This is a genomic window from Streptomyces sp. NPDC005302 (assembly GCF_040607345.1).
Classification (GTDB): Bacteria; Actinomycetota; Actinomycetes; order Streptomycetales; family Streptomycetaceae; genus Streptomyces.
The window spans coordinates 1-23,062 of the sequence record NZ_JBEXGN010000042.1; the positions used below are offsets into that span (position 1 = coordinate 1).

Genomic DNA, 23,062 nt, shown 5'->3' on the forward strand with positions numbered 1-23,062 from the left:
CAACCCGCTACGACAAGACCGCCGAGTCCTACCAGGCAGCCGTCACCCTCGCCTCGCTCCTGATGTGGGCGTGACATTTGAAGACAACTCCTAGGGCTGCTCGAAGTAGCAGCGGCGGACGGCCAGAGCGTCCAAGAGGTGCTCGGCGAGGACATCCAAGGCTTCTGCACCGCGCTGGCCGGCGGAGCAGGGGCCCGGACCTATCGCGACCGGTGGCGCGAGCAGTTGAACAGGAACGTCGCGAGAAAATTGAACCGGCTGGGAGGCTGACGTGAGCATTCAGGACATCATCGAAGGCAAGAAACAGTGGCGGGCGCACGTAGCTCGGGTCAAGGCACTCCCGCCGGACTACCAGATCGTCTACGCGGAGATGCAGAAGTACCTGTTCAAGGTCGGGCCGATCAGCCTGCCTGACGGTCCTCTGCTCCCCGGGATCGTCGACGTCGCCGCGACCGTGACCGTCCCGTGGAAGACATACGCCCTCTTGTCGTAGCGCGTGGCGACCGCGCGGAATGTCTTGAGCCGGTTGATGGTGCGCTCGACCTCATTGCGGCGCCGGTAGACCGTTGTGTCGAAGCCGGTGGGCCGGCCGCCCTTGCTGCCCCGCCGTTGGCGGTTGGCTCGCTGGTCCCTGGGTTCCGGGATCGTGTGCTTGATCTGCCGGCGCCTCAGGTATCGGCGGTTTCGGCGACAAAAATAGGCTTTGTCGCCTCCGATGTGGTCTGGTCGGGTGCGTGGGCGTCCGCCGCCCGGCCTTGGGACTTTGATCTGTTCGAGCACGGGTATGAATTGCGGTGCGTCACCCCACTGTCCGGGCGTGATGATGAAGGCCAGCGGGCGACGGCCGCCCTCGCTGGCCAAGTGGATTTTGCAGTTCAGCCCTCCCCTGGAGCGGCCCAGGCCCTCGTCGGAACGGTGTTTGTCCGGGCGACTGCGGCGGCCCGGAATTCGTGGCGCGCGGGTGAGGGCACCGGCTGCGTGCTGGTGTGCTCGGCAGGACGTCGAGTCGACGCTCACCATGCTCCAGTCGATTCGGCCCTCGGCATCAGCGTCGGCTTGGACGGCCCGCAGGATCTTCTCCCACGTGCCGTCCGCCGACCATCTGCGATGACGGTCGTGGACCGTCTTCCACTTGCCGAACTGTGGCGGCAGATCCCTCCAGGGCAGGCCGGTTCGTTGCCGGAACAGAATGCCGTTGATCACCCGGCGGTGGCACTGCCAACGCCCGCCACGGCCGCAGTTACGTGGCAGATGCCGCTCCAGCCGCATCCACTCGTCATCTGAAAGATCACCTCTCCCCACACCGACCGCAACGATCCAGCGCAAGGTGAGTCACAGGACCCGTCGGACACTGCCTAGGTCGCTTTTTGGTCCGAAGGGGCGGGATCGCCCTTGTCTGAGAGATCGATTCGGGCCAGTCGTCAAGGCCGATTTCGTCGGGCTCGGACATGACTCTGGGCACTGCAGGCAGGTGTTCCTCTCCCTGGCGCCCCGATTTTCCGGTCTGTCCTTGCTCGGACCCGGCCCGGCCCCGCTAGCGCGGGGGATTGACCTTCAGGCTAAAGGTGATAGCTTTTAGCTAATGCAGTTAGCCGCTGGTTCGGCGGGCCCTATGGAGGTAGTCGTGACTGAATTCCTGAACGTCAACGGTGGGACCATCGCGTACGAGGTGAGCGGCGTCGCCGGGCCGTTGGTGGTGGTTGCCCACGGCATGGGCGACAGTCGCGAGGCCTATCGGTTCTTCACTCCCGCTCTGGTAGAAGCCGGGTACCGGGTCGCCGCGGTGGACCTGCGCGGCCACGGAGAGTCCAGCGTCGGGTGGGCGTCCTACACGCGCACCGACCTCGCGGGAGACCTGATCGCCCTGGTGGAACATCTCGGCGAGCCCGCGGTGCTCGTCGGCCACTCCATCGCCGGCGGTGCGGTCACGATCGCGGCGGCCAAGGCGCCGCAGCTCATAACCGCGCTGGTCGAACTCGCGCCCTTCACCCGCAAGCAGCAGGTCCGGCTCGGTGACCTGCGGGTGGCCAGCTACCGTCGCGGCGCGACCCATCTCATGGGCACCACGATTTTCGGCAGCACCCGGCAATGGGCCAAGTATCTGGACGCTGCCTACCCCGGCTCCAAGCCCGCGGACTTCGACGCACGCACGGAGCAGATCATCGCGATGCTGGATGAGCCCGGCCGGATGAAGGTCCTGCAGGCAATGGGCAAGATTTCCCCCGCCGACGCAGGAGCGCAGCTGGCCAACGTCACCTGCCCGGTGCTCATCGTGCAGGGCACCCTCGACCCTGACTGGGCCTCTCCGCAGGCCGAGGGCGAGGCGATCGTCGCTGAACTGCCGACCGGTCTGGGCCGGCTGGAGATGATCGAGGGCGCCGGTCACTACCCGCATGTCCAGTTCCCCCAGCAGACCCTCACCGCAGTCCTGGCCTTCCTGGCCGGTGTCCGTGCCTAGGGCAGGCTTGGACGCGGCCACGATCGTCGCCGCCGGCGCCGCGCTCGCCGACGAGATCGGCTTCAACGAGCTGACCATGGGCCGGCTGGCTGAGCGGCTCGGGGTGCGCGCCCCATCGCTCTACAAGCACATCGCCGGCCAGGACGACCTCCACCGCCGCATCGCAGCACTCGCCTTCGACGAGGCCGGCGCCGCGATCGGCACGGCCATCCAGGGCCGCGCCGGGCGCGACGCCTTGGCCGCCGCCGCCGGCGCACTCCGTGACTTCGTGCTCACCCACCCGGGCCGCTACGCGGCCACCCTGGGCCTCACACCATCGGGTCCCGACGACCCGGTCATGCTCGCCGGCAGACGAGGGATCGGACCCTTCGCAGCAGTTCTGCAGGGATACGACATTCCCCCGCAGGAGATGACCCACGCATTGCGGGCTGTGCGCAGCGTCTTCCACGGCTTCGCCACTCTTCAGGCGTCCGGCGGATTCCAGTGGTCGACCGACATCGGTGAGAGCTTCGACTACCTCATCGACCTCGTCGATCGTGGCCTTCGCTCCGCCGCAGTCACAGACCCCGCCGACCACCACCGGTAGAGCGCGCTCGCCGCACTACCAACCCTCCCGCACCGCACCCGCCAGAAGTGGAAACCGTCATGGACGCAGTGCTCACCGCAGTCATCGACATAGACGCCACCCCGGAGGCCGTGTGGGACGTCCTCACCGACTTCGCCACCTGGGGCGAGTGGAGCACCTTCTCCGCAGCCGAGGGAACCGCTCACGTGGGAAGCAGGCTCACCATGCGCATGCCGGGCATGACCTTCAGGCCCACGATCACCGTCGCGACACCCGGCCAGGAGCTGCGGTGGGCCGGCACGCTCGGCACTAAGCGGCTGTTCCATGGCCAGCACTCCTTTGTGCTTCTCTCCAACGAAGACGGCACCACCCGTCTGACCAACCGCGAGGAGTTCTCCGGCGCCTTGACCACGCTGACCCGGCGGTTCCTCAAGACGCCCAAGCACGACGGGTACGCCGCGTTCAACACAGGCCTCAAGCAGCGCGTGGAAGGCTTCACCGAGCACAGCCCTGCATCCGAGTGAGTACCCCGTCCCGTCTCATACTGCAGCGGGTTCTGCTTCAGGTCGGGCCGGACGCCGTCGTGCGATTCAGCGGCCGCAATATCCGTTGCTGTTGCGGGGATTCCAGAAGGGCTGGGTAACGGCCACAGCGCCGAGAAAGGGCCACTGGGGGAGCCCTTCTGGTGTCCCCAATCGTGGGCAGGTCAGGCGGTGATCGCGGAGCGTTCGTAGTCGGCGAGGGCCTGGCCCAGGCCGAACCAGGTCGCGGGCCAGGTGGCGACGAAGATGCCCCACCGGTCAGCTCGGTCGATGCCGGCCGGCTCGACCTGCTTGGACGCCACCCAGGAGGCGACGGACAGGCCGATACTCAGGCAGGCGACCGTGTTCGCGTGCTCGCTGCGCAGACCCTTGTCGTACAGAATCTTGACGATCATGACTCTCCAGGGAGGTGAGCGGACGAATAACGATGCCGCTTCCACCGTCACCCGGACCATGATCAGCCGCATCTGCAGATCCGTAGCTAGTCCCGTCAGCGAGGCCGAGCCGGCCTGCTCGGCGCCCTCCTTCGTTGAGTCCTGAGCCAGGTCGCGATCGTGCCAAAACGAGATCCGGTCTTACGGCGTTACGCCTGTCGCGACGGGCGTGAATCCGCGTAGGGGAGTCGATGCGTCGGCGTAGGTGAGGCCCATCTGGTCCTCTGTCGGGAGGCTGAGGCCGGCCGCTCCCTCGAGGGCCCTGCCCGTCTGGGGCCGACGAGCAGGGGTGAGAGCTCATCCAGTGATGCAGGGCCCGGTGCCAGTACCACTCGCGTGCGTCGGTTTCCCATCGGTGCCGCCGCCAGCCACACGAGTTAGAACCTCGAGGGGCTTCGGCCACGCGTCGGCGAGTTGGGTGGCGCGGTTCGATCGTCGGGTGATGATCCGTGGGTCACGTCTGCCTCTCGCCCGAGCGAAGGCGACTCTCTGCCGCTGTGGTCACTCCGGCAGATCCGGGCGGTTGTCCCACTGCCGGGTCGACCGCTCGGAGCCGCCTCACGAACACCGATGGACGGTCGAGGGCGGCCCGGCATCGGAGGGGTGAGTCGGCGCCGGGCCGCAACGTCACCCTGCAGCAGCGAGGCGGCAGCCGCCACGCGGATGAGGCGCAGGGGTGAGGGCCCGAAGCGGATCCCCTTTCGGGCTTTCGGGCCCCCGGTCAGCGCGCAGTCTCACGAGCGTTGATATCCCGCGCACTGTCCGGGACAACGACGCGTGAGCATACGGCGGCACGGGGTCGTTGAACGGTTCCATCCTCTTGGCGCAGGACACCGCTGGGCGAGACACACGGGGACGTTGCAGCGATTCATCTTGATAGGTTCAGATGACTGAGTGATCACGATTGGGGGAGCGGAACGTGACCAGTGCGGACGATCTGCGTCAGACGCTTCGAGGCATTGAGGTTTTCGCCGGCGACCTTCCCGAGTTCGACCCATCGATGGCGCCGGACACGCCGGTGGAGCTGTTCACCGAGTGGTTGCTCGAGGCGTTGAGCGCCGGGGTGCAGGAGCCGCATGCCATGACGCTGGCCGCGGCGGACGCCAGCGGTGATCCGACCGCTCGCGTACTCATCCTCAAGGACGTGAGCCCCCAGGGCTGGCAGTTCGCCTCGGACGCGGGCAGTCTCAAGGGCCGTGATCTCGCTGCCCGCCCCTATGCGGCGCTGGCCTTCTACTGGGCACCACTTGCCCGCCAGGTCCGGGTGCGTGGACCCGTTGTGCGAGAGAGCCCTGAATTGTGCGCAGCGGACTTCCTCGCCCGGGGTGCGGGGGCGCGGGCGGAAGCTCTGCTCGGTCGGCAGTCGCAACCGCTCGCGGATCTGGCCGAGAGGGATGCGCAGGTGGAGGCATCGCTCACGCGGATCAAGAGCGAGCCGGGCCTCGTGGCGGCAGGTTGGACGCTGTCTCAGTGCGGCCGGAGTCGGTGGAATTCTGGCAGGGCGACAAGGAGCGCCGCCACACCCGGCTCGTCTACCTGTCTTCACCCGGCGGGTGGACCAAGCAGATGCTGTGGCCTTGAAGGCACTCTCGTGCGGAGGTGCGGAGGTGCGGAGGTGTGTGCGGGTGGACAGGTCGCGGGGCGTGCCGTTGGGGGCCTACCGGGGTGCGGGTGTTCAGTCCTGCGCGAGCCCGGTGCGGCCGAGCCACGACCGGACGGCGGAGGTGGCTTGCTGGGCCTTCTCGCCCTGTACCGCGAGTCCTTCGCCGATGGTCGCGCCGGGGCAGGTGCGGGCGTAGTCCCGCTCCGTGGTGCCCAGGCCGCTCATGGCGTACGTGGTGACGGGGTGGACGGTTTTGCCGGTGAAGTCGAACTTCTCGGTGAACGTCAACATGATCATGGGCGCCCGGACGTTCCAGATGGGGCTTGCCAGGAGCACCGTGTCGTAGCGGTCGATCGAGGCGGGGAGGTCGGTGATGGCCGGGCGGGCGTCGGCGTCCTGTTCGCGGACGTTGCGGGCGACGGTCTGCTCGTAGTCCTCGGGGTAGGGGTCCGTGGCCCGGATGCGGTAGACGTCGCAGGTCAGGTGTTCTCGGATCGTGCGGGCGAGGACTTCGGTGTTGCTGGTCCGGAGGTTTCTGCGGCCTCCGTAGTAGTAGTAGTTCTCGCCGGGCCGGGAGAAGTAGGCCAGCAGGATCCGCCTGCCGGGCGCCGTGGCTGAGGCGGGGAGTTCGGAGGGGCCGGGTGTCGTGCGGCCGCCGGGTGAGGAGGTGGAGCAGCTGGCGATCGGTGCACCGGTCATGAGTACTGCTCCTCCTGCGAGTGCTCCGCGCAGCAGTGCGCGTCGCCCGGTCTGCGCGGGCGGGTGGTGGCTGGGGTGGTGCGTGGGGGCGTTCATGCGCGTGCCTGGTGCGCGCGTCGGACGAGTTCGAGGTCGGCGCGCAGGTCGGGCTGTTCGGCGGTGAGGGGGAGGTCGTCGGGGTCCAGGACGGCGTCGAGGGAGTTGGGTGCGTCCGGGCGCAGGGCGGCGAAGAGGCGTGTCCAGTCGGCGGGTTCGGGTCCTTCGGCTGCTGTGAGTTCGAATGTCTTGCCCAGGGCGTCGTCGTTGAGCAGGCTCTGGAGGAGTGTTTCAGCGATCTGGTCGCGGGCCACCGCGCCGTCGGCCGTTGCGGCCTGGTCCATGACCAGGCGCCGCTGGGTGGGCGTGGCGTGGTCGAACCAGCCTGGCCTGACGATCGTGTAGGGCAGGCCGCTGGCTCGCAGGAGCCGTTCGGAGCGGCGCTTCCATGGGGTGGCGCCGGGGACGTCGGTGCGGGTGGCGTAGATGGAGGTCATCAGTGCCGTGCGGGGCCGGGCGTCGCCGAGTGCGTGCAGAGTGTTGAGCACGCCGCCGTAGTCGACGTGCCGGCGCGCGTCGGGCCGGGCGTCGGTGCCGGAGCCGGGCGTGAGGACCAGGGCTTCGGCGCCGGCCACGGCTCTGCGCAGACTGGCGCGGTCTTCCAGGTCTCCTTGCACCAGTTCGACGCCGGGCAGCAGGAGTTCGGCGCGCCGTACGTTCCGGACCAGCGCCCGCGGGCGCAGTCCGTGGTCGAGCGCGGCCTGTACTACGAGCTTTCCGATGCTGCCGGTGGCGCCCACGACGAGAACGTCCGTGATGTTCCGCATCTGAGGCATGGCAGGTATGACCCTTCTGGTTCCTTGAGGTTGTGGGTGGGGATTGCGTCGGCCGTGCCGGGTCGGCGGCCCTTCCCGGCGGGCGTCGCGCGAAGGCGCCCGAACGCCCGCCGAGGAGGGTGTGATCCGGGGTGCCGCGGGTCAGCCGAGTTGGTCGGCGGGGCGGACGAGGATCTCGTTGATGACCAGGTGCCGGGGGCGCTGGAGGGTGAAGGTGATGATCTCGGCGATGTCGTCGGCGGTGACGGTGGCGACGTCGTACGCCTTCTGCACACCCTCGCGGGTCTGGGCGTGCGTGATGTGGGTGGGCAGTTCGGTGGCGACGACGCCTGGCTCGACGAGGGTGACGCGGACGTCGGGCAGCAGTTCCTGGCGCAGCGACTCGGACCAGCCGTTGAGGCCCCACTTGGTCGCCGCGTAGACGCCGTTGCCGGCGCGCGCGGTGCGCCCCGCGACGGAGGACAGGTTGACGATGTCGCCGCCGCCGTCCTTGAGCTGGTCGAGGAACACCTCGGTGGTGGTGATCGCGCCGAGCAGGTTGACCTCGATCATCTTCTGGTAGTCGGCGCTCTGGTCGGCCGAGAACGGGCCGAGCAGCATGACGCCCGCGTTGTTCACCAGGACGTCCACACCGCCGAACTCACGCCCCACCCGCTCGGCCGCCGCGAGGAGGGCGGCGCGGTCGGTGACGTCGGCGGCGATGGCGAGCGCACCGTCGCCGAGTTCGGCCGCGAGGGTCTCGATACGGTCGGTCCGCCGTGCCAGGAGCGCGACGCGGTAGCCCGCGGCGTGCAGGGAGCGGGCGGTCGCCGCGCCGATGCCGGACGACGCGCCGGTGATGACGGCGACACGGCCTGGCTGGGGGTTACTCATGTGCGGTGTCTCTCTCTTCGTGTTCGTGAGGCGGGCCCGGAACCGGCCCACTCGTCAACGGGTTGGGCGGGGCGGCCGGACCGGGTGAGGTGAAGGGACGGCATAGGGGCCGGTGTTCAGGCTTCGGGGATGTCCCGGCCGAAGGCTTCGAGGGTGACGGCGTCGGGTTCGGGACCGCCGCGGACACCGGTGTCCAGGGCATCGAGGGTCGCGATCTCGGCGTCGGTGAGCTCGAAGTCGAAGACGGAGAAGTTCTCCGCGATGCGCTCCGCCTTGACGGACTTGGGGATGGCCGAGCGGCCCTCCTGGAGGTGCCAGCGCAGCATGACCTGGGCCGGGGTCCGGCCGTGTGCGGCGGCGACGGCGCCGATGGCCGGGTCGTCGAAGGTGCTCGTGCCGGTGCCGCGGTAGCTGGTGATGCCGCCGATCGGTGACCATGCCTGGGTGAGGGTGCCGAGGGCGGTGTCGGCGGCCTGCACGGCGGGCTGGGTGAAGTACGGGTGCATCTCGACCTGGTTGACCGCCGGGGCAATGGTTGCCTGTTCCATCAGGGCGTTCAGGTGCTCGGGCATGAAGTTGCTGACGCCGATGGCCCGTACGCGGCCGTCGGCGAGCAGGGTCTCCAGTGCGCGGTACGCCTCGCGGGTGAGGTCGAACCGGCCCGGCAGGGCCTGGTGCAGGATGAACAGGTCGATCCGGTCGACACCGAGCTTCCCGGCGCTCTTGTCGAAGGCGTGCAGGGTCTGGTCGTAGCCGTAGTCGCTGATCCAGACCTTGGTCTCGATGAAGACCTCGTCGCGGTCCAGGCCGGGGCGGCGGATGGCCTCGCCGACCTGGCGTTCGTTGCCGTAGGCGGCGGCGGTGTCGATGTGCCGGTAGCCGGTCTTCAGCGCCGTCTCGACGGCGTTGACGGTCTCCTCGGGCGGGGTCTGGAAGACACCGAAGCCGAGAGCGGGCATCTCGATGCCGCTGTTGAGGGTGAACTTCACGGGGTTCCTCCGCGTGCTGTTGCAGTTTGATCAGATGGGCGAATCGGGGGGTGCGGTTGTGCTGTCACGACCGCTGGTGCCCGGTGCGGACCAGGGTGGTGTCCGTGGGGCCGCACGGCGGGTCAGCGTTCGAGCATCTGCCGTCCGGCCTCGGTGTGGGTCTCGCCCGCGGCCGGGGGCAGGCTGGAGAGCTTGTCGAGCTGCTGCGCGGTGAGGGTCACCGCGTCGGCGGCGGTGTTCTCCTCGACCCGGTGGACACGCTTGGTGCCGGGGATGGGGGCGATGTCGTCGCCCTGCGCGAGCAGCCAGGCCAGCGCGACCTGCGCGGGGGTGACGTCGGCGTCGGCGGCGACGGCCTGGACCTCGTCGGCCAGTGCCAGGTTGCGCTGGAAGTTCTCGCCGGTGAAGCGCGGGTTGCCGTGGCGGAAGTCGCCTTCCTTGAAGTCGTCGGTGGAGCGGATCTGGCCGGTGAGGAATCCGTGGCCGAGCGGCGAGAAGGGGACCAGGCCGATGTTCAGCTCACGCAGCACCGGAAGGACCCGCTTCTCCAGGTCGCGGGTCCACAGCGAGTACTCCGACTGCACGGCGGTGACCGGATGGACGGCGTGGGCGCGGCGGATGGTGTCCGGCCCGGCCTCGGACAGGCCGAACGACCGGACCTTGCCCTGGGCGACCAGTTCGCCGACCGCGCCGGCGGTCTCCTCGATCGGGGTGTTCGGGTCGACGCGGTGCTGGTAGTAGAGGTCGATGTGGTCGGTGCCCAGGCGCTTCAGCGAGCCCTCGACAGCGGTGCGAATGTTCCCGGGGCTGCTGTCCAGGTTTCCGGGACCCTTCCCGGCGTGCGCGACCATGCCGAACTTCGTTGCCAGCACGACCTGGTCGCGGCGGCCCTTCAGCGCCCGGCCGAGCAGTTCCTCGTTGGCGTAGGGGCCGTAGATCTCGGCGGTGTCGATGAGGGTGACGCCCAGTTCCAGTGCCCGGTGCAGGGTGCGGACCGATTCCGCCTCGTCAGTGCCGGAGTCGGTGTAGCCGTGGGACATCCCCATGGCGCCGAGACCGATCCTGGACACCTCCAGATCACGGAGCTTGATGTACTTCATAGTATTTCCTTCCGGTTTGCCTATCCGGGTTCAGTCTGTGACGCAGGGGGCGGGCTGTCACGGGGGCGCGGCACGGGGCCGGCTCACGTGCGGGCGCCGGGCCGGCTCAGGCTCGGGCGGCGGGGCGGAGCAGGAAGCTGACCGCAGTGGTCAGCAGGACCGCCGCGGCGGCGATCAGGAAGCTCGTCTGCAGTCCGGTCGCCAGGTGGCCGCGGCCGGCGATCAGCGCGCCGAAGACGGCGACCGCGAGCGCGCCGCCGACCTGGCGGGAGGTGTTCAGCACACCGCTGGCCGTGCCGGCCTGCCGGGCCGGCACGTGGTCCAGGAGCAGGGAGGTCAGGGCGGGGACGGCGAGCGAGCCGCCCGCGCCGACCGGGACCATCACCGCGACCATCAGCCAGGTCGGTGCGGAAGCGGGAACCAGGGCCAGCAGGACCAGGCCCGCCATCATGGCGACCTGCCCGGTGATCACCGGCATCCGGGCACCGAACCTGCCGGCGAACCACGCGGCGCTCGGGCTGACGAACGCGGTCAGCACGGTCATCGGCACGAACGCCAGCCCGGTGGCCAGCGCCGACATCCCCTTCGCCTGCTGGAAGTACAAGCTCAGCAGGAAGATCATTCCGTAGAAGCCGACGTTGAGCGCGAGGCCGATCCCGGCCGCGACCACCATGGTGCGCTCGCGTAGCAGCGCCAGGCCGACCATCGGGTGGCGGCCCCTGGCCTGCGACAGGACGAACACAACGCCGGCGACCACGAGGACCACGATCGCGATCAGCACCACCGGGGCGGTGAAACCGTCGGCGCCGGCCTCGATCGCCGCGAACGTGAGCGCGCCCATCGCCGCGACCGCCGACAGTTGCCCCGTCCAGTCGAACGGCACCCGGGGCGCGTGCGCAGTACGCGAAGCAGCCGGTGTCCGGGCCAGCAGGGCCAGGGCGATCAATCCGACGGGCAGGTTGACGAAGAAGATCAGCCGCCAGTCGACCTGGCTGAGGAAACCGCCGGCGACCGGACCGGCCGCCGATCCGGCGGAACCGCCCAGCGCCCACACGGAGATCGCCTTCGCCCGGCTGCGCGCATCCGGGAACGCCTCCCGGATCAACGCGAGGGACGACGGCACGATCACCGCGGCCCCGCCGCCCTGCACCAGCCGCGCGACGACCAGCACCCCCAGGTTCGGCGCCAGCCCGCAGGCCACCGAGGCCGCCACGAACACCGCCAGGCCCACGGCGAAGGTACGGCGGGCCCCCAGCCGGTCGGTCAGCGACCCCGCGGACAGCAGCAACGCGGCGAACATCAGCGTGTAGCCGTCGATGACCCACTGCAGCCCCGTGATGTCACCGCCCAGACTCGAACGGATCGACGGCAGCGCCACGTTGACGACCAGCGCGTCCAGCGTGATGACGAAGAAGCCCAACAGCGCAGCCCCCAGCGCAGCGGCAGCCCCGGGACGGCGCCGCGGCGGGGCATCGTGTGCTGGTGCGGCGGTCGCGGTGAGGGAGACGGACACGAGGCGATGCTCCTGACAGCGGGGGTCAAGCGGGGACGTCATCCACCATGGAGCGCCGGCCGCCCGACAGGCAGACCGAGCCGTGACAGGGGGTGGCCACAGGGGGGTACGCCAGGGCCCCCCTGGCGGATACCGGCCCGGTCAGCGCCTTGCCACACTGGACGTATGGCACCCGAACAGCACACCGCCGGTGACGAGCTGGCACGCTTCCTGCGCGCCCGCCGCACCCAGACCAGCCCCCAGGCCGTCGGCCTCACCCCCGGGCACGGCGTGCGCCGCACGCCCGGTCTGCGCCGCGAGGAACTGGCCACGCTCGCCGGGGTCAGCATCGACTACTACACCCGCCTGGAACGCGGCAAGGAGACCCGGCCCGGCCCCGGCGTCATCGACGCCCTCGCCCGCGCCCTCCAGCTCGACGACGACGAACACCACCACCTGCGCGAGCTCGCCGTCCGCGCCTCCCGCTTCGCCCCCGAGCCGCCCCCGCCGCCCAGCCGCACCGTCCGCCCCCACCTCAAACTGCTGCTGGAAACGATGCGCCCCAACCCCGCCTACATCGTCAGCCGCAGCATGGACATGCTCGCCTGGAACCCCGCCGGCCTGGCCCTGTACGCGGGCCTCGCCGACTGGCCAGCCACCCAGCGCAACCTCGCGCGTTACCTCTTCCTCCACCCCGCCGCCCGCGAACTGTTTCCCGACTGGGAGACCCAGGTCCGCGGCTGCGTCGCCCGGCTGCGCGCCGAGGCCGGCACCAACCCCGACGCACCCGACCTCACCAGCCTGGTCGGCGAACTCCTGCTCAAGAGCCCGGACTTCGCCAAGCTCTGGGAGCGGTACGAGGTCATCGGCCGCAAGAAGATCCAGAAGACCTTCCACCACCCCACGGTCGGCCACCTCGCCCTGAGCAGCCAGAGCATGAACCTGGAAGGGACCCCCGGCCAGCGCCTCGGCGTCTACACCGCGGAACCCGGCACCCCCGACCACGACGCCATGCTCCTGCTCGACCTCACCGCACCCGCTCCAGCCGCCCGCCCCGACCGCGCGAAGACGGACTGACGGTTTCGCCACGCAGGCGGAGGCAGGGCTTGGTCTTGCCCCCCGTCCGTTGCTGAGGGGCTCCCGCACCGGTGTGCGGGAGCCCCTCAGCAGTACGGGCATTCTTCTCGGCGGTGTCTAGCCGGCCTGGAAGGTGAAGTCACCCGCGCCGACGCGGTAGGACGCGGTGGTCGCGGTGCGGTCCAGCGGCGTGGGCGTGGTGCTGCCGCCGGCCCTGACGCGGGTGCCGGCCGTGGCGGGGACGTGGACGGTGGCAGTGCTGCCTGCCGGGATGGTCACCTTCAGGGTGAGGCGGCCCCGGCTGTCCTTGTGCCAGGCGCTGGTGACGGTGCCCTGCGGGGTGTCGTAGCTGCCGGAGGCATGGGTCAGGTCACCGACGACCGCCGGGCTGATGTCGAGATTGCGGTAGGCGACCGATCCGGCGCTCTGGCCGATCCCGGCCAGGCCCTTGATCAGCCAGGAGTCGATCTGGCCGAGGAAGTGGTGGTTCTGCGAGCCGGACCCGTCCAGTGACTCGGGCAGGGTGGTGTAGCCGTTGTTGACGAGGTAGCCGTAGCCCGGGGAGGTCGGGTTGACGGCCATGTCATAGATCACGTCGTCGCGTCCGCCTGCTTGCAGTGCACGGAAGAGCGGGCCGAGTCCGACCGAACCGCTGGTGATGTGGTTGCCGGCGGTGCGGACCGATGCGACCAGCCGGGCCAGGACCTGGGGCTGGTCGTCGGCCGGGACGAGGCCGGCATCGAGCGCCATGGCGTTGGAGGTCTCGCTGTCGCTGCCGTAGTAGACGCCGGTGGTGTCCTGGTGGCGGAACCGGGTGGTGAACTCATCGGCGAGCTGCGCCGCGAGGGCCGTGTACGTGTGCTGGTCGGCCTTCTTGCCGAGCACCTTGGCGATCTTGGCCATGTCGTTGGCGGCCGTGTAGTAGCCGGCGATGATCGGCAGTTGGAGCGGGGTGGTGTTGTCGGTGGCCGACCAGTCTGGACGAAGTGGGCAAACCCAGAGGGCACCTGAGGCAAGGAGAGGCCGACCGGCGTCGCGTTCCTGCGGGCAGCGAACTCCCCGCCCCGAGACTGCTTCGTCCAGGACGTCTTGATCCACTGCACCGTGATGTCCACCGCACCTGCCTTTCGCCGAGAGCCTACGGTCAACGTTTGCTTGACGTCACCCAGGTTCCGGCGCAACTGCCTGCTGCCAGTTCTCAGCAACATTCCAGACGCCTAGAGACCCGGACCGCTCTCCGAAACCGCCTACAAGCGCTCTCCGATCCCACCTACGCAGCCAGCACGGCCACCAGAGAGATCAACGGGCCGGGTAGCGCATGGATGGAGCTGGACGCGGCGCTCCACCGCGCGATCGGGATCGGCGCCGCCGCTGTCACCACCTGGCTCACCGCCCGCCCCGGCCGCCGGTGAGCCGCACCCGCTTGGAGCGCATCCGCGCCGCGGTCGGCATCGCCTCCCTGGCCATGCAGCAGATCGAGGACGACCTCGGCGCCGGCGACGTCGACCAGGAGGAACTCGCCGCACTCCTGCGCGAGCTCATCGAGGACACCGACCCGCCCGGCGGCTTCATCCCGGCCCTGGCGCAGCTGCTCACTGTCGCCGCGCGCCGCGCCGAGCAGATCGAGCCCGACCGCGACGGCGACGCCTCCTGCCCGCTGCACGAAGCCGCCGCCTTGATCACCGACAACGCCGGGCAGCGCCTTGCCCGCGCCCTGCATCCGCAAGGAGGCAGCTGGGATGGCGAGCGCGAAGGCCACGAACCCGCCCAAGGGGCAGTGCACGCAGGGCTGGTTCCACGCTCACGCCAGCCACGAGGCCCACGCGGGGCTCGGTCCGCGTCAGGACTGCCCTCAGTGCGTGGACCACAGGAACAACGGCCATCCCGTCCACATGATCGACCGCTGGCACAAGGAGAATCCGCATGCCCGAGCTGATCTACTCGCAGATGCCCGAGAACAGTCTGGCCGTCCTCATCGGCCCCTCCGGCGCCGGGAAGACCACCATCGCCAACACCTGGCCCGCCTCGCAGGTCCTGTCCCTGGACGCGCTGCGCGAGGTCGTCAGCGACGACTTCTCTGTCAAGTTCAGCGTGTTGAGCTGAGGGGTTCGTTTCAGCCGCCGACACTTCCACGGTGCGCTGGACGTGTTGAAGGATGTTGACGGAGCTCGCGACCGACGGCATGATGACCGACTGCGTGGCCTACGCCGAACCTCCCGCGACCCGCCCCCAGCGCGGTCTCCCATCGGAGGCAAAGGGACCAGCGTCTCAGGCCGTTGTTGCAGCCCGATCGCCTCGGGCGAGGTTGCTGGGGAACCGTCGCTCAAGGCGTGGAAGGCCGCGATGACAGCCCGTAGGAACTTCAAGCGCCAGGTGCGTGCCCGCGCCGCCAAGACCGGCGAGTCCTACACGTCCGCCCTGCGGCACTTCCGTCCGACTCCATCAGGAGACGTCATGTCGGAAGCAAGGAATCCCAAGAGCGTGCGGCTCGCCGTAGCGCAGACGCTCGTACGCGAAGACCCCCGAGACGTTGAAGCGCTGCGCGAAAGCGGGCGTGAGGTCCGTGCTCTGATGCGCGAGGCCAGTGCTCGAGGAGCGAGGCTCGTGCACTTTCCGGAAGGCGCGATCTGCTTTCCCAACAAGTTCGTCATGTCCGTCGACGGCCCGGACGCGGTCGGCCCGGCGGACTGGGACCGATGCCAGTGGCCGGTGCTCCAATCGGAGTTGGCCGCGATCGCCGAGCTGGCCCGCGATTTGCGGCTGTGGACGGTGATCGCATCGGTGCATCGCCTGACCGAGCCAAACCGCCCGCACAACAGCCTCTACGTCCTCTCCGATCGCGGCGAGGTCGTCACGCGCTACGACGAGCGTCTCCTGTCGAAGACGAAGGTCTCGTACATGTACTCGCCGGGCGTCTCACCGGTGACCTTCGAGGTCGACGGTGTGCGCTTTGGCTGCCTGCTTGGCATGGAGATCCACTACCCGGAGCTGTGGGCGGAATACGAGAAGCTGGATGTCGACTGCGTCCTGTTCTCTACCAGCGGCACCCCCGGGAACACCGCCGCCCAAGCTCAAGGTCACGCCACGGTGAACAGCTACTGGGTCAGCTTGTCAGTACCCTCACAGCACAGCGCACCGTCCGGGATCGTCGCTCCCAATGGCCACTGGCTTGCGCGGTGCCCCGCGGACGGTTCACCATCGGTAGCAGTCGTGAACCTCGACGACAGTTCCGAGGCTGCCGCGGACGCAGTGACCTACGGGCGTCCCTGGCGTCGTGAGGCGCGCTCGGGCATCTACACCGAGCACCAGGTGATCGACCCGCGCAGCGAAGACCGGACAGCGGCCTTCTAGCTCAGAAGCAGAATCCGAGGGAGTTCGCGCGTACGGGATGCCTCCCGGCGCCGCCGGCTGACGAGCGGAAGGCGCCTGGTACACCGGCTTACACCTGGCCGCTACTGACGGAAAGGCGCCTGCGCTGGGAGCGCGCGGACCACCGAAGCGCGATCCGCCAGTTGATGGCGCAGGCGCCCGTTCTCCACCGTGGTTTGGCGCAGAGCGCCCACCAGCGCCTCAACGTCGGCAGACGCCCTCCCGCGACGCCGGACGCATCGGCAGCCCGGACTCGGTCAGCGACAGCCACATCGGCTCCGGACCGTCCGGGCCCTCGGTGAACAAGCTCATCCGCTCTTCGACGGTCGCTTCCGTCAGCGGTGTCCGTCCCTCCATGCCGTTCCGGTCGCGCCAGTGCAGCAGGCGCCGGTGCCGGCCGCTCTGGTGGGTCACGAGTCGCATCGGCAGGCCGTCGTAGCGCCCCATCGCCTGCGCGCGCCGCACCACCCGGGCGCGCGAGGACTCCTCGTACCCCTCGATCTCTCCCACCACCACAGAGGAGGAATAGAACGTGCGCGCCCGCTTCGACTTCGTCACCGCACGCGCCAGACGCCCCGCGTAGTAGCGACCGCCCTCCAGCTGAAGACGTGGCACTTCCACCGTCAGCAGCGAGGCGCCCTCCGTCAGCCGCATACCGGAGGAGAACAGCAGGTCGTCGAAGGCGGCATTTCGGTCGGCCAGCCGACCTGCCCACCCGGTCATGGGTAGCCCGTCGGTGTCGCACCCCCGCAAGCCCACATCCACCCAGCGGCGAAACGCCTGTGGCGCAAACCAGCGCACATCGCTGGTCCGCGCGTTCTTCGCCCGAGCCGTCGGCACCAGGACGGGCTCGCCGCTCCGGCCGACAACCGACCGCATCAGCACCGGGTTCACCGGCATGTACTCGCGCTGCACCGCCCACTCATACAGCCGCGCCAGCGCGGCCAGGCCCCGGTTCCAGCGTGCCCCGCCGATCTTCCACGGGTTCCGCGGGGACCTGGTCCGCCAGTCATCGAAGTCCCACAGATCATCCGCCGACGCCTTGCTCCACCACCTGCCGCGACCCCACAGGAAGTCGAAGAACAGGCAGTAGTCGTCCGCGTAGTTGCGCTTCGTCTCCAGCGCGAGACGGGCGAACGACGACCGGCACAAGTACCAGCTCAGCGCCTCGTCGATCCGGAAGTCTGGAGAAAGAAGAATCGGATCCCCAGGATGAATCCCAACATGATCCTCACGAACGGCCAGGTCCTCCCACCCGGCCAGAACCGACACCCGATCCCCCGCCACCCGACGATCCTCGGGCACCCAGAACGTACGCCAACCCGGCACGCATCCACCCCTGCTTGATCCGCTTCAACACGCCGATCCAACAGGGAAGACGACGCGGGCAACCAGGACGCCACCGGCGACGCGGTCGCCGCCCTGCACCTGCTCCTAGAGGCGCGGATGCGCCGCCGGCTGTTCACGGTCGTCGACGCCACCAACGTCACCGCGCTTCCAGGGAGCCGCTGGTCGCCGCCGCCAAGCGCCACGGCATGCTCCCCATCGCGCTCATGGTCGCCACACCCGGCATGGTGTGCATGGACCGGCAGAGCGCGCGGCCGGCCAACCGCCGCGTGCCGCAAGAGGTCGTCATCTGGCAGCGCCAGGACATGGTCGACTCACAGCGACGCGGCCTGAAGGCGGAAGGCTTCATCGAGGTCGCCGAGGTTGAGCAGGGCCTGGGTGTGGTGCTTGCCCTTGTCGTAGTAGATCCGGGAAGTGGGGTCTGCCAGGGCGGCGAATGCGGAGAGGAAGAAGGCCCGGTCGAGCTACTTGTTTCCTTTCCTGGAGGGCTGTTCGCCGCGGATTGAGGACCCGAGCTGCGGGTATCGCCGGGGCGAGACCCGCATAGGCGGCGAGGCGGCCGGATACTGATCTGGGAGGGCACCCTCTACGCGCTCACCTGCCCGCGGGAGGTGATGGCCGCCCAACTCGACCGGTTCGTCTCAGTGATCGGCATCGACGCCGTAGACTCGGCATCATCCCCTTCTCCTCCCAGCTGCGTCGCAGCCCGGTCGCGGCTTCTGGATCTGCGACCGGCCCCTGTTCATCGTCGAGACGCTGTCCACGGAGATGCGGCTGGGCGACGAGGAGAACCTCGCCCTGTATGAGCGGGCCTGGGACTGGCTCGCCGCTCCGCACGGGCGGCTTTCTCGACCCACCGGTCGGCGAATGCGGACAGGTATGGCAGGTCAGATGCTGGGCTGGGTCACCAGCTGTCGGGAAGGTACGGATGGTTGAGACTGGGAACATGGACGGTCTGCGGGAGTGCGGGTTCGTCCGCTACGGCGCCGAACGCCTCGGAATCCGGGCCGGCTCCGTCGAGGATGACCTGGCCCGGATCCGGAAGGTCTTCGCGGCTCTGCCGCCCGACCCGTACGCCCCGGGAACGCATCGGTTCCGCCGCTACTCCCATGCCGTGTACCTGCCGTGGAAGGACGAACTGTCCTGGATTCCCGGAACCCCCGACCCCGTTCACGGCACGGTCACCGACTTCTTCCAGGGCGAGGATGACCCTGCGCACCCGCGGACCCGGCGGGTGCTCCCCGACATCCCCGAGGAGCTGCGTGGCAACGCCCTGCTGCTGCGGCTCCTGCGCTGGGACATCGAGCAGGTCCTGTCGCTGAGGAATCTGGGAAGCCGCCCGCTGTGGGCCGGTGTCCACCTGATCAGGCTCGGCGTCGACGGTCCCGGCCAGAACGCCGTGTCCACCCCCGACTGCTTGCACCAGGACGGGGGTTCGGCCGGCACGTTCACCTTCGCCCACCTGATCAGCCGTACCAACGTCACCGGTGGGCAGAACGTCATCGCCACCCCCGGCAGCGCAGGCCTGCAGCCCGACGACCCGTGGGTGGACATCCACGCCGAGTTCACCCTCACCGACCCACTGGACGGGTACGCCGTCCACGACCACAGGGTCAGCCATTACGTCGGCCCGGTCCGGGTGGGCTCCGGGCCCGGACCGGGCGAACGGTCCATCCTCATCGTCGGCCTCGCCCCGTACGTCCCCCAACTCTGACGCCGGCACCGCGCGAGCCCGGAGGGGGTGCTGGCGCTGCCGAGGTTGGGGTCGGCGTCGGTTCCCTTGAGCATCAAGGTGGTCTCCTCGATGCGTTGGAAGCGGCCGTCGGGGGCTATGGCGGCGAACACGTAGACCTCCAAACTCGTGGTGAGGCCGGCATGGGCGTACTCGAACAGCTCGAACCTGCCATCACAAGTCCGCCACAACAGCTCGATTCGGGCACCAGATCCGCCATGATCGCGCGATGCAGAGAATCCTCGCAACGAGTGTGCTCGCCGTGCTGCTCGTCACCGTGCTTACCGCCTGCAGCAGCAACGACGGCGATGGCAACTCTGTTGGCAAATCCGACACCTCAAACGTGAAGCCTCTTGACGCGACTCGAGCGTTCACTGAGTTGTCCAACAAGGTTGCATCGGCGAAGCTCTCCGGCACGGTCACGGCAGAGAACGATCCCAATGAACTACTGGGCCGCCCCCATCAGTACACGTCGAAGGTGACCTTCTCGGACAGTCGAATCTCCGCAGACGATCTGACCGGCACCGACAAGGGCGACGTGAGCCGCGGTGGCGCCATTGAGTCCTTCGCCACGGCCGCCGACGCCGAGGCTCGAGCCAAGTACATCCAGAGCGTCACGAAGTCGATGTCAGCCCTCGCCGAGTACGACTACGCCCATGGCACGGTGGTCGTACGCGTGTCCCACTACCTGACACCCAAGCAGGCCGCGGCTTACAAAACGGCAACTAACGGACTGAGCTGACCGACTTCGAGGATCTGCGACCTGGCAGCCGAGTTCGTGATTTCGACGAACCGGGGTCAGAGCTTTCACAGGGGCGTCTAGGCACCGCACTGGCCCCGTTTCTGGTCGCTGAGGGAGTCGGCCGACGGCACGCTGGGAGGGTGACCAGCGTGCCGATTGTCGTGCACCGGCCGTCTATATCGGGCGGCCGGCGGGTGAGCGTGCACCGGCACGGCCGTGTCCGCTGGAGACGGGTACCGCCTCGACTGAGAGGAATAAGGCATTGCGTGATGGAGGCGTGGCCATGGACGTGGTCCAGAATGAGGCCCCGGCAATCGGCCTGTCCAAGATGGAGGCGCAGGCCCCGGATCTGGTGAGCCTCTACAAGGCGGCCGGGTCCAGCGTTTGCGCGCACGGTCTCGAGGGGGTGCGTGCGGCCGTGTATCTCGTCCTGGACCGCTCAGGCTCGATGCGGCCCTACTACAAGGACGGCACCATGCAACATCTCGGTGAACAGGTTCTTTCCTTGTCCGCGCACCTCGATGACGATGGCACGGTACCGGTGGTGTTCTTCTCTACCGACGTCGATGGATCCACCGACCTCAAGCTTGGGGGCCACCGTGGCCGCATCAACAAACTGCACGAGAACCTCGGTCACATGGGACGGACGAATTACCACTGGGCCATGGACGAGGTCATCGACCACTACCTGGCTTCCGGCAGTGACGCCCCAGCCCTGGTGATCTTCCAGACTGACGGCGGCCCCACCAGCAAGTCTGCCGCTGAACGCTACCTGTGCAAAGCAGCCCGCCTGCCGCTGTTCTGGCAGTTCATCGGGTTCGGTGACCCCGGCGACAACGAGTTCGCCTTTCTCCGCCGTCTCGACGACCTGGCCGTACCCAGACATCGCATCGTCGACAACGCAGGCTTCTTCCATGCTGGCCGTGATCCGCGCACCGTACGCGACGATCTCCTCTACGACCGGCTGCTGCAGGAGTTCCCCAGCTGGCTCTCGTCGGCTCGGACCGCTCAGATCTTGCGGTGAGGCCTGAACCGGCATCGTATCGAACTGGAGACTGATCTCGCCTGGGATGCCGTGAGCTGTGCAAGTCCTGCCGCCCCACTCCTCGGGCTCAGCTCGGGTCGCCCTACGCGGCCGCCGTGTTCCGTGGCATGTTCTGGTCTCCGGGCGTCGGGAGCCCCGGTGTGAACGTCACCGGCTGAGGCCCCTCGGATGATGCCGAGGTCGCAGGATTTTGAGCGGTGGGGCGGGACAGGGGATCCTGGCCGGCATGAATGGGGTGACGGTTTCCGATGACGTGTTCAACGCCGTGTCCGGATCTGCCGGGTGGACGGTTGTGGACGTGGAGACTTCGGGTCTGAGGCCATACGAGCACCGGGTCTTGTCGGTGGCGGTGCTGACACTGGACACGGCGGGGGAGCTGGTGGAGGAGTTCTCCACGCTGCTGGATCCGGGCTGTGATCCCGGCCCGGTGCACATCCACGGCCTAACGAGGGAGCGGCTGCGAGGCGCGCCGGTGTTCGAGGAGGTCGCCGAGCACATTGGAACATTGCTGGCAGGCCGGGTGATGGTGGCGCACAACGCCCAGTTCGACTACGAGTTCCTCGCGCGCGAGTTCGCCCGGGCCCGTTCGTGGCTGCCGGTCTCGCAGCGGATCTGCACGCTCGTGCTGAACCGGCGGATCGCGCCGCCCACTGATGATCTGAAGCTGGCCTCCCTGGCCGCCCACTACAGCGTGCCACAGCAGCGGGCGCACGACGCCCTGGACGACGCCCGGGTACTCGCCGGCATTCTGCGCGGCTCCTTGTCCGCGGCGGGGGATCTGGGTCTTGTACTGCCCTTGGTGGCGTGCCCGCCCAAGCAGGGGTCGGGGTATCCGCCCCGAGTGCCGAAGACGCCCTGCGCGCACCGAAACCCCGGTCGGCTCGCGCCTGGAGCCCCGCTGGTGCAGGGCATGAAAGTCGCCTTCACCGGTGACACCCGCACCGCACGCGAAGAACTCGTCGCGCGCTCGGTCACGGCAGGACTGAACGTGATGGGCTCGGTCAGCCGACACACCAGCGTGCTGGTCACCGACGAGACCGACTCCGACAGTGCCAAGTTCCGCGCCGCACGCAGTGCGGACGTGCCGGTAATCACTGAGGAGGTCTTCCTCGGGCTGCTCGCCGACGTGCGGCCCGGTATCGTCCACGCGACCCCGACGCCGCTGGCGTCGTCCGTCCCCGTCCAGCGGCGCACCGACCGCCAGGCCACTGTGGCACCGCTGTCCGGACGCCGGATCCTGGTGTTGGGCGGCCCCCACGACGACGCGTCAGCGCTGCGCACTCGCATTGCGGAGCTGGGCGGAGCCGCCGCTGTCAATCTCTCCGCGGGCGTCACGGACGTGATCCTCCTGGCCGACGGGGCCGGGGACCGCCGCATGCCCCACATCAGGGCACGCGCATTGCCGGTCCACGACGCCGACTGGCTCACCACGCTCTCCTCGCCGTCGGACACCGCCCGAGAGGTGGAGACGACCGACCCGGCCGATGCCCGGATCCTTCCCCGCGGTGGCGTTCTCGACCTGCCGACCGCACACGACGGCGCCGGAACCTGGACGGTCACCGCAAGCTGGAGCCATCAGATCACATGCGAGATCGATGTCGTCGCCTGCGTTCTCGACGAGGACGAACAGGTTTCCTGCGACGAGGACTTCGTCTTCTACGGGGCACCCGAAAGCCCGGACGCGACCGTGCGCCTGACCACCGACGGCCCCAGTGAACAAGCCGTCACAGCGGACCTGACCTCTCTTCCCGACGCCGTCCGCAAAATCGTCATCGCCGCCGCCATCGACGGACCCGCGACGTTCGCCTACGCCGGAGCCGTAGAGGTCACCGTCGCCCAGGGAACCGGCGGTGCGCGAGCCGTTGCCCAGGCCACCTTGGACGCCGCGACCACCGAACGGACGCTGTTGCTTGCCGAGGTCTACCGGCGTGGCCCAGGGTGGCGCGTCCGTGCGGTCGGCCAGGGGTACGACCACCAACTGGCCGCCTTGGCCCGGGGCTTCGGCGTCGACATTGCCGACTGACCCTTAGAGGGCAACTGATCTATTTTGCAGGCGATTTGAGGCATTCACTGTGACCAGGGTGATGGTGGGTCGTTGCGTGTCTTGTGAGTCCACGACGCCC

20 protein-coding genes and 7 pseudogenes are annotated in these 23,062 nt (G+C 68.7%); 14 read left to right on the top strand and 13 right to left on the bottom strand.

Annotated elements, in window-relative coordinates; translation table 11 throughout:
- Positions 1–90: 90 nt before the first annotated feature.
- A pseudogene (locus tag ABZT74_RS33955) lies at positions 91–270 on the top strand (DUF1048 domain-containing protein); the annotation flags it as partial.
- 1 nt (position 271) lies between these two features.
- A pseudogene (locus ABZT74_RS33960) lies at positions 272–442 on the top strand (DUF1048 domain-containing protein); the annotation flags it as partial.
- Positions 443–444: 2 nt separating this feature from the next.
- Here the strand turns inward: ABZT74_RS33960 and ABZT74_RS33965 are convergent.
- Positions 445–1,302 (bottom strand): annotated as a pseudogene (locus tag ABZT74_RS33965) (IS5 family transposase); the annotation flags it as partial.
- Between the two features lie 322 nt (positions 1,303–1,624).
- Between ABZT74_RS33965 and ABZT74_RS33970 the strand changes: the two are divergent.
- Genes ABZT74_RS33970 through ABZT74_RS33980 form a run of 3 tightly spaced genes read left to right on the top strand, consistent with a single transcriptional unit; the run spans position 1,625 to position 3,547 of the window.
- Positions 1,625–2,458 (top strand): alpha/beta hydrolase, encoded by an 834-nt coding sequence (locus ABZT74_RS33970; protein WP_356441253.1) that lies wholly within the window; start codon positions 1,625–1,627, stop codon positions 2,456–2,458.
- A 22-nt stretch (positions 2,459–2,480) separates the two neighbouring features.
- Positions 2,481–3,044: a WHG domain-containing protein gene (locus ABZT74_RS33975; protein ID WP_356441298.1), complete on the top strand. Its 564-nt coding sequence runs from the start codon at positions 2,481–2,483 to the stop codon at positions 3,042–3,044.
- A gap of 59 nt (positions 3,045–3,103) precedes the next feature.
- Positions 3,104–3,547, top strand: coding sequence for an SRPBCC domain-containing protein (locus ABZT74_RS33980; RefSeq protein ID WP_356441256.1), 444 nt, complete (start codon positions 3,104–3,106; stop codon positions 3,545–3,547).
- Between the two features lie 182 nt (positions 3,548–3,729).
- On the opposite strand, the gene ABZT74_RS33985 is transcribed toward ABZT74_RS33980, so the two are convergent.
- Positions 3,730–3,960 carry a hypothetical protein gene (locus ABZT74_RS33985; protein ID WP_356441258.1) on the bottom strand — a complete coding sequence of 77 codons (231 nt, stop codon included), beginning with the start codon at positions 3,958–3,960 and terminating at the stop codon, positions 3,730–3,732.
- Positions 3,961–4,903: 943 nt separating this feature from the next.
- Here ABZT74_RS33985 and ABZT74_RS33990 point away from each other — a divergent pair.
- Positions 4,904–5,580: pseudogene (locus ABZT74_RS33990) on the top strand (pyridoxal 5'-phosphate synthase).
- 94 nt (positions 5,581–5,674) lie between these two features.
- Here the strand turns inward: ABZT74_RS33990 and ABZT74_RS33995 are convergent.
- The 6 genes from ABZT74_RS33995 to ABZT74_RS34020 form a co-directional block, all read right to left on the bottom strand.
- Positions 5,675–6,301, bottom strand: coding sequence for a flavodoxin (locus tag ABZT74_RS33995; RefSeq protein ID WP_356441260.1), 627 nt, complete (start codon positions 6,299–6,301; stop codon positions 5,675–5,677).
- Positions 6,302–6,393: 92 nt separating this feature from the next.
- A complete protein-coding gene (locus ABZT74_RS34000; RefSeq protein ID WP_356441263.1) occupies positions 6,394–7,173 on the bottom strand; it encodes an SDR family oxidoreductase in 780 nt (259 codons plus the stop codon).
- 141 nt (positions 7,174–7,314) lie between these two features.
- A complete protein-coding gene (locus ABZT74_RS34005) occupies positions 7,315–8,046 on the bottom strand; it encodes an SDR family oxidoreductase (RefSeq protein ID WP_356441266.1) in 732 nt (243 codons plus the stop codon).
- A gap of 116 nt (positions 8,047–8,162) precedes the next feature.
- Complete coding sequence (locus ABZT74_RS34010; protein ID WP_356441301.1) at positions 8,163–9,005, bottom strand: aldo/keto reductase; 843 nt, start codon at positions 9,003–9,005, stop codon at positions 8,163–8,165.
- A 152-nt stretch (positions 9,006–9,157) separates the two neighbouring features.
- Complete coding sequence (locus tag ABZT74_RS34015) at positions 9,158–10,135, bottom strand: aldo/keto reductase (RefSeq protein WP_356441269.1); 978 nt, start codon at positions 10,133–10,135, stop codon at positions 9,158–9,160.
- A 106-nt stretch (positions 10,136–10,241) separates the two neighbouring features.
- Positions 10,242–11,555 carry an MFS transporter gene (locus ABZT74_RS34020; protein WP_356441272.1) on the bottom strand — a complete coding sequence of 438 codons (1,314 nt, stop codon included), beginning with the start codon at positions 11,553–11,555 and terminating at the stop codon, positions 10,242–10,244.
- Between the two features lie 258 nt (positions 11,556–11,813).
- On the opposite strand from ABZT74_RS34020, the gene ABZT74_RS34025 reads away from it, so the two are divergent.
- Positions 11,814–12,704 (top strand): helix-turn-helix transcriptional regulator, encoded by an 891-nt coding sequence (locus ABZT74_RS34025; protein ID WP_356441275.1) that lies wholly within the window; start codon positions 11,814–11,816, stop codon positions 12,702–12,704.
- A 117-nt stretch (positions 12,705–12,821) separates the two neighbouring features.
- Here ABZT74_RS34025 and ABZT74_RS34030 read toward each other — a convergent pair whose 3' ends face one another.
- Positions 12,822–13,646: an alpha-L-rhamnosidase C-terminal domain-containing protein gene (locus ABZT74_RS34030; RefSeq protein ID WP_356441304.1), complete on the bottom strand. Its 825-nt coding sequence runs from the start codon at positions 13,644–13,646 to the stop codon at positions 12,822–12,824.
- Positions 13,647–14,169: 523 nt separating this feature from the next.
- Here ABZT74_RS34030 and ABZT74_RS34035 point away from each other — a divergent pair.
- The 3 genes and pseudogenes from ABZT74_RS34035 to ABZT74_RS34045 form a co-directional block, all read left to right on the top strand.
- Positions 14,170–14,433 (top strand): annotated as a pseudogene (locus ABZT74_RS34035) (hypothetical protein); the annotation flags it as partial.
- Between the two features lie 194 nt (positions 14,434–14,627).
- Positions 14,628–14,807: a hypothetical protein gene (locus tag ABZT74_RS34040; protein ID WP_356441278.1), complete on the top strand. Its 180-nt coding sequence runs from the start codon at positions 14,628–14,630 to the stop codon at positions 14,805–14,807.
- A 351-nt stretch (positions 14,808–15,158) separates the two neighbouring features.
- The gene (locus ABZT74_RS34045) at positions 15,159–16,055 is read left to right on the top strand and encodes a carbon-nitrogen hydrolase family protein (protein ID WP_356441281.1); all 897 of its coding nucleotides are present in this window, start codon (positions 15,159–15,161) and stop codon (positions 16,053–16,055) included.
- 101 nt (positions 16,056–16,156) lie between these two features.
- Here ABZT74_RS34045 and ABZT74_RS34050 read toward each other — a convergent pair whose 3' ends face one another.
- The 3 genes and pseudogenes from ABZT74_RS34050 to ABZT74_RS34060 form a co-directional block, all read right to left on the bottom strand.
- Entirely contained in the window at positions 16,157–16,267 is a 111-nt protein-coding gene (locus ABZT74_RS34050) for a hypothetical protein (RefSeq protein ID WP_356441284.1), read from the bottom strand.
- Between the two features lie 7 nt (positions 16,268–16,274).
- Positions 16,275–17,378 (bottom strand): integrase, encoded by a 1,104-nt coding sequence (locus ABZT74_RS34055; protein ID WP_356441287.1) that lies wholly within the window; start codon positions 17,376–17,378, stop codon positions 16,275–16,277.
- A gap of 401 nt (positions 17,379–17,779) precedes the next feature.
- Positions 17,780–17,975 (bottom strand): annotated as a pseudogene (locus tag ABZT74_RS34060) (transposase); the annotation flags it as partial.
- Between the two features lie 373 nt (positions 17,976–18,348).
- Here ABZT74_RS34060 and ABZT74_RS34065 point away from each other — a divergent pair.
- Positions 18,349–19,134, top strand: coding sequence for a 2OG-Fe dioxygenase family protein (locus ABZT74_RS34065; RefSeq protein ID WP_356441290.1), 786 nt, complete (start codon positions 18,349–18,351; stop codon positions 19,132–19,134).
- A 32-nt stretch (positions 19,135–19,166) separates the two neighbouring features.
- On the opposite strand, the pseudogene ABZT74_RS34070 reads toward ABZT74_RS34065, so the two are convergent.
- Positions 19,167–19,277 (bottom strand): annotated as a pseudogene (locus ABZT74_RS34070) (nuclear transport factor 2 family protein); the annotation flags it as partial.
- 104 nt (positions 19,278–19,381) lie between these two features.
- On the opposite strand from ABZT74_RS34070, the gene ABZT74_RS34075 reads away from it, so the two are divergent.
- The 3 genes from ABZT74_RS34075 (at position 19,382) to ABZT74_RS34085 (ending at position 22,962) form a co-directional block, all read left to right on the top strand.
- Positions 19,382–19,894 carry a hypothetical protein gene (locus ABZT74_RS34075; RefSeq protein ID WP_356441293.1) on the top strand — a complete coding sequence of 171 codons (513 nt, stop codon included), beginning with the start codon at positions 19,382–19,384 and terminating at the stop codon, positions 19,892–19,894.
- A 283-nt stretch (positions 19,895–20,177) separates the two neighbouring features.
- A complete protein-coding gene (locus ABZT74_RS34080; RefSeq protein ID WP_356441307.1) occupies positions 20,178–20,918 on the top strand; it encodes a VWA domain-containing protein in 741 nt (246 codons plus the stop codon).
- A gap of 247 nt (positions 20,919–21,165) precedes the next feature.
- Positions 21,166–22,962 carry a DEDDh family exonuclease gene (locus ABZT74_RS34085; protein WP_356441296.1) on the top strand — a complete coding sequence of 599 codons (1,797 nt, stop codon included), beginning with the start codon at positions 21,166–21,168 and terminating at the stop codon, positions 22,960–22,962.
- The last annotated feature ends 100 nt before the right edge of the window (positions 22,963–23,062 follow it).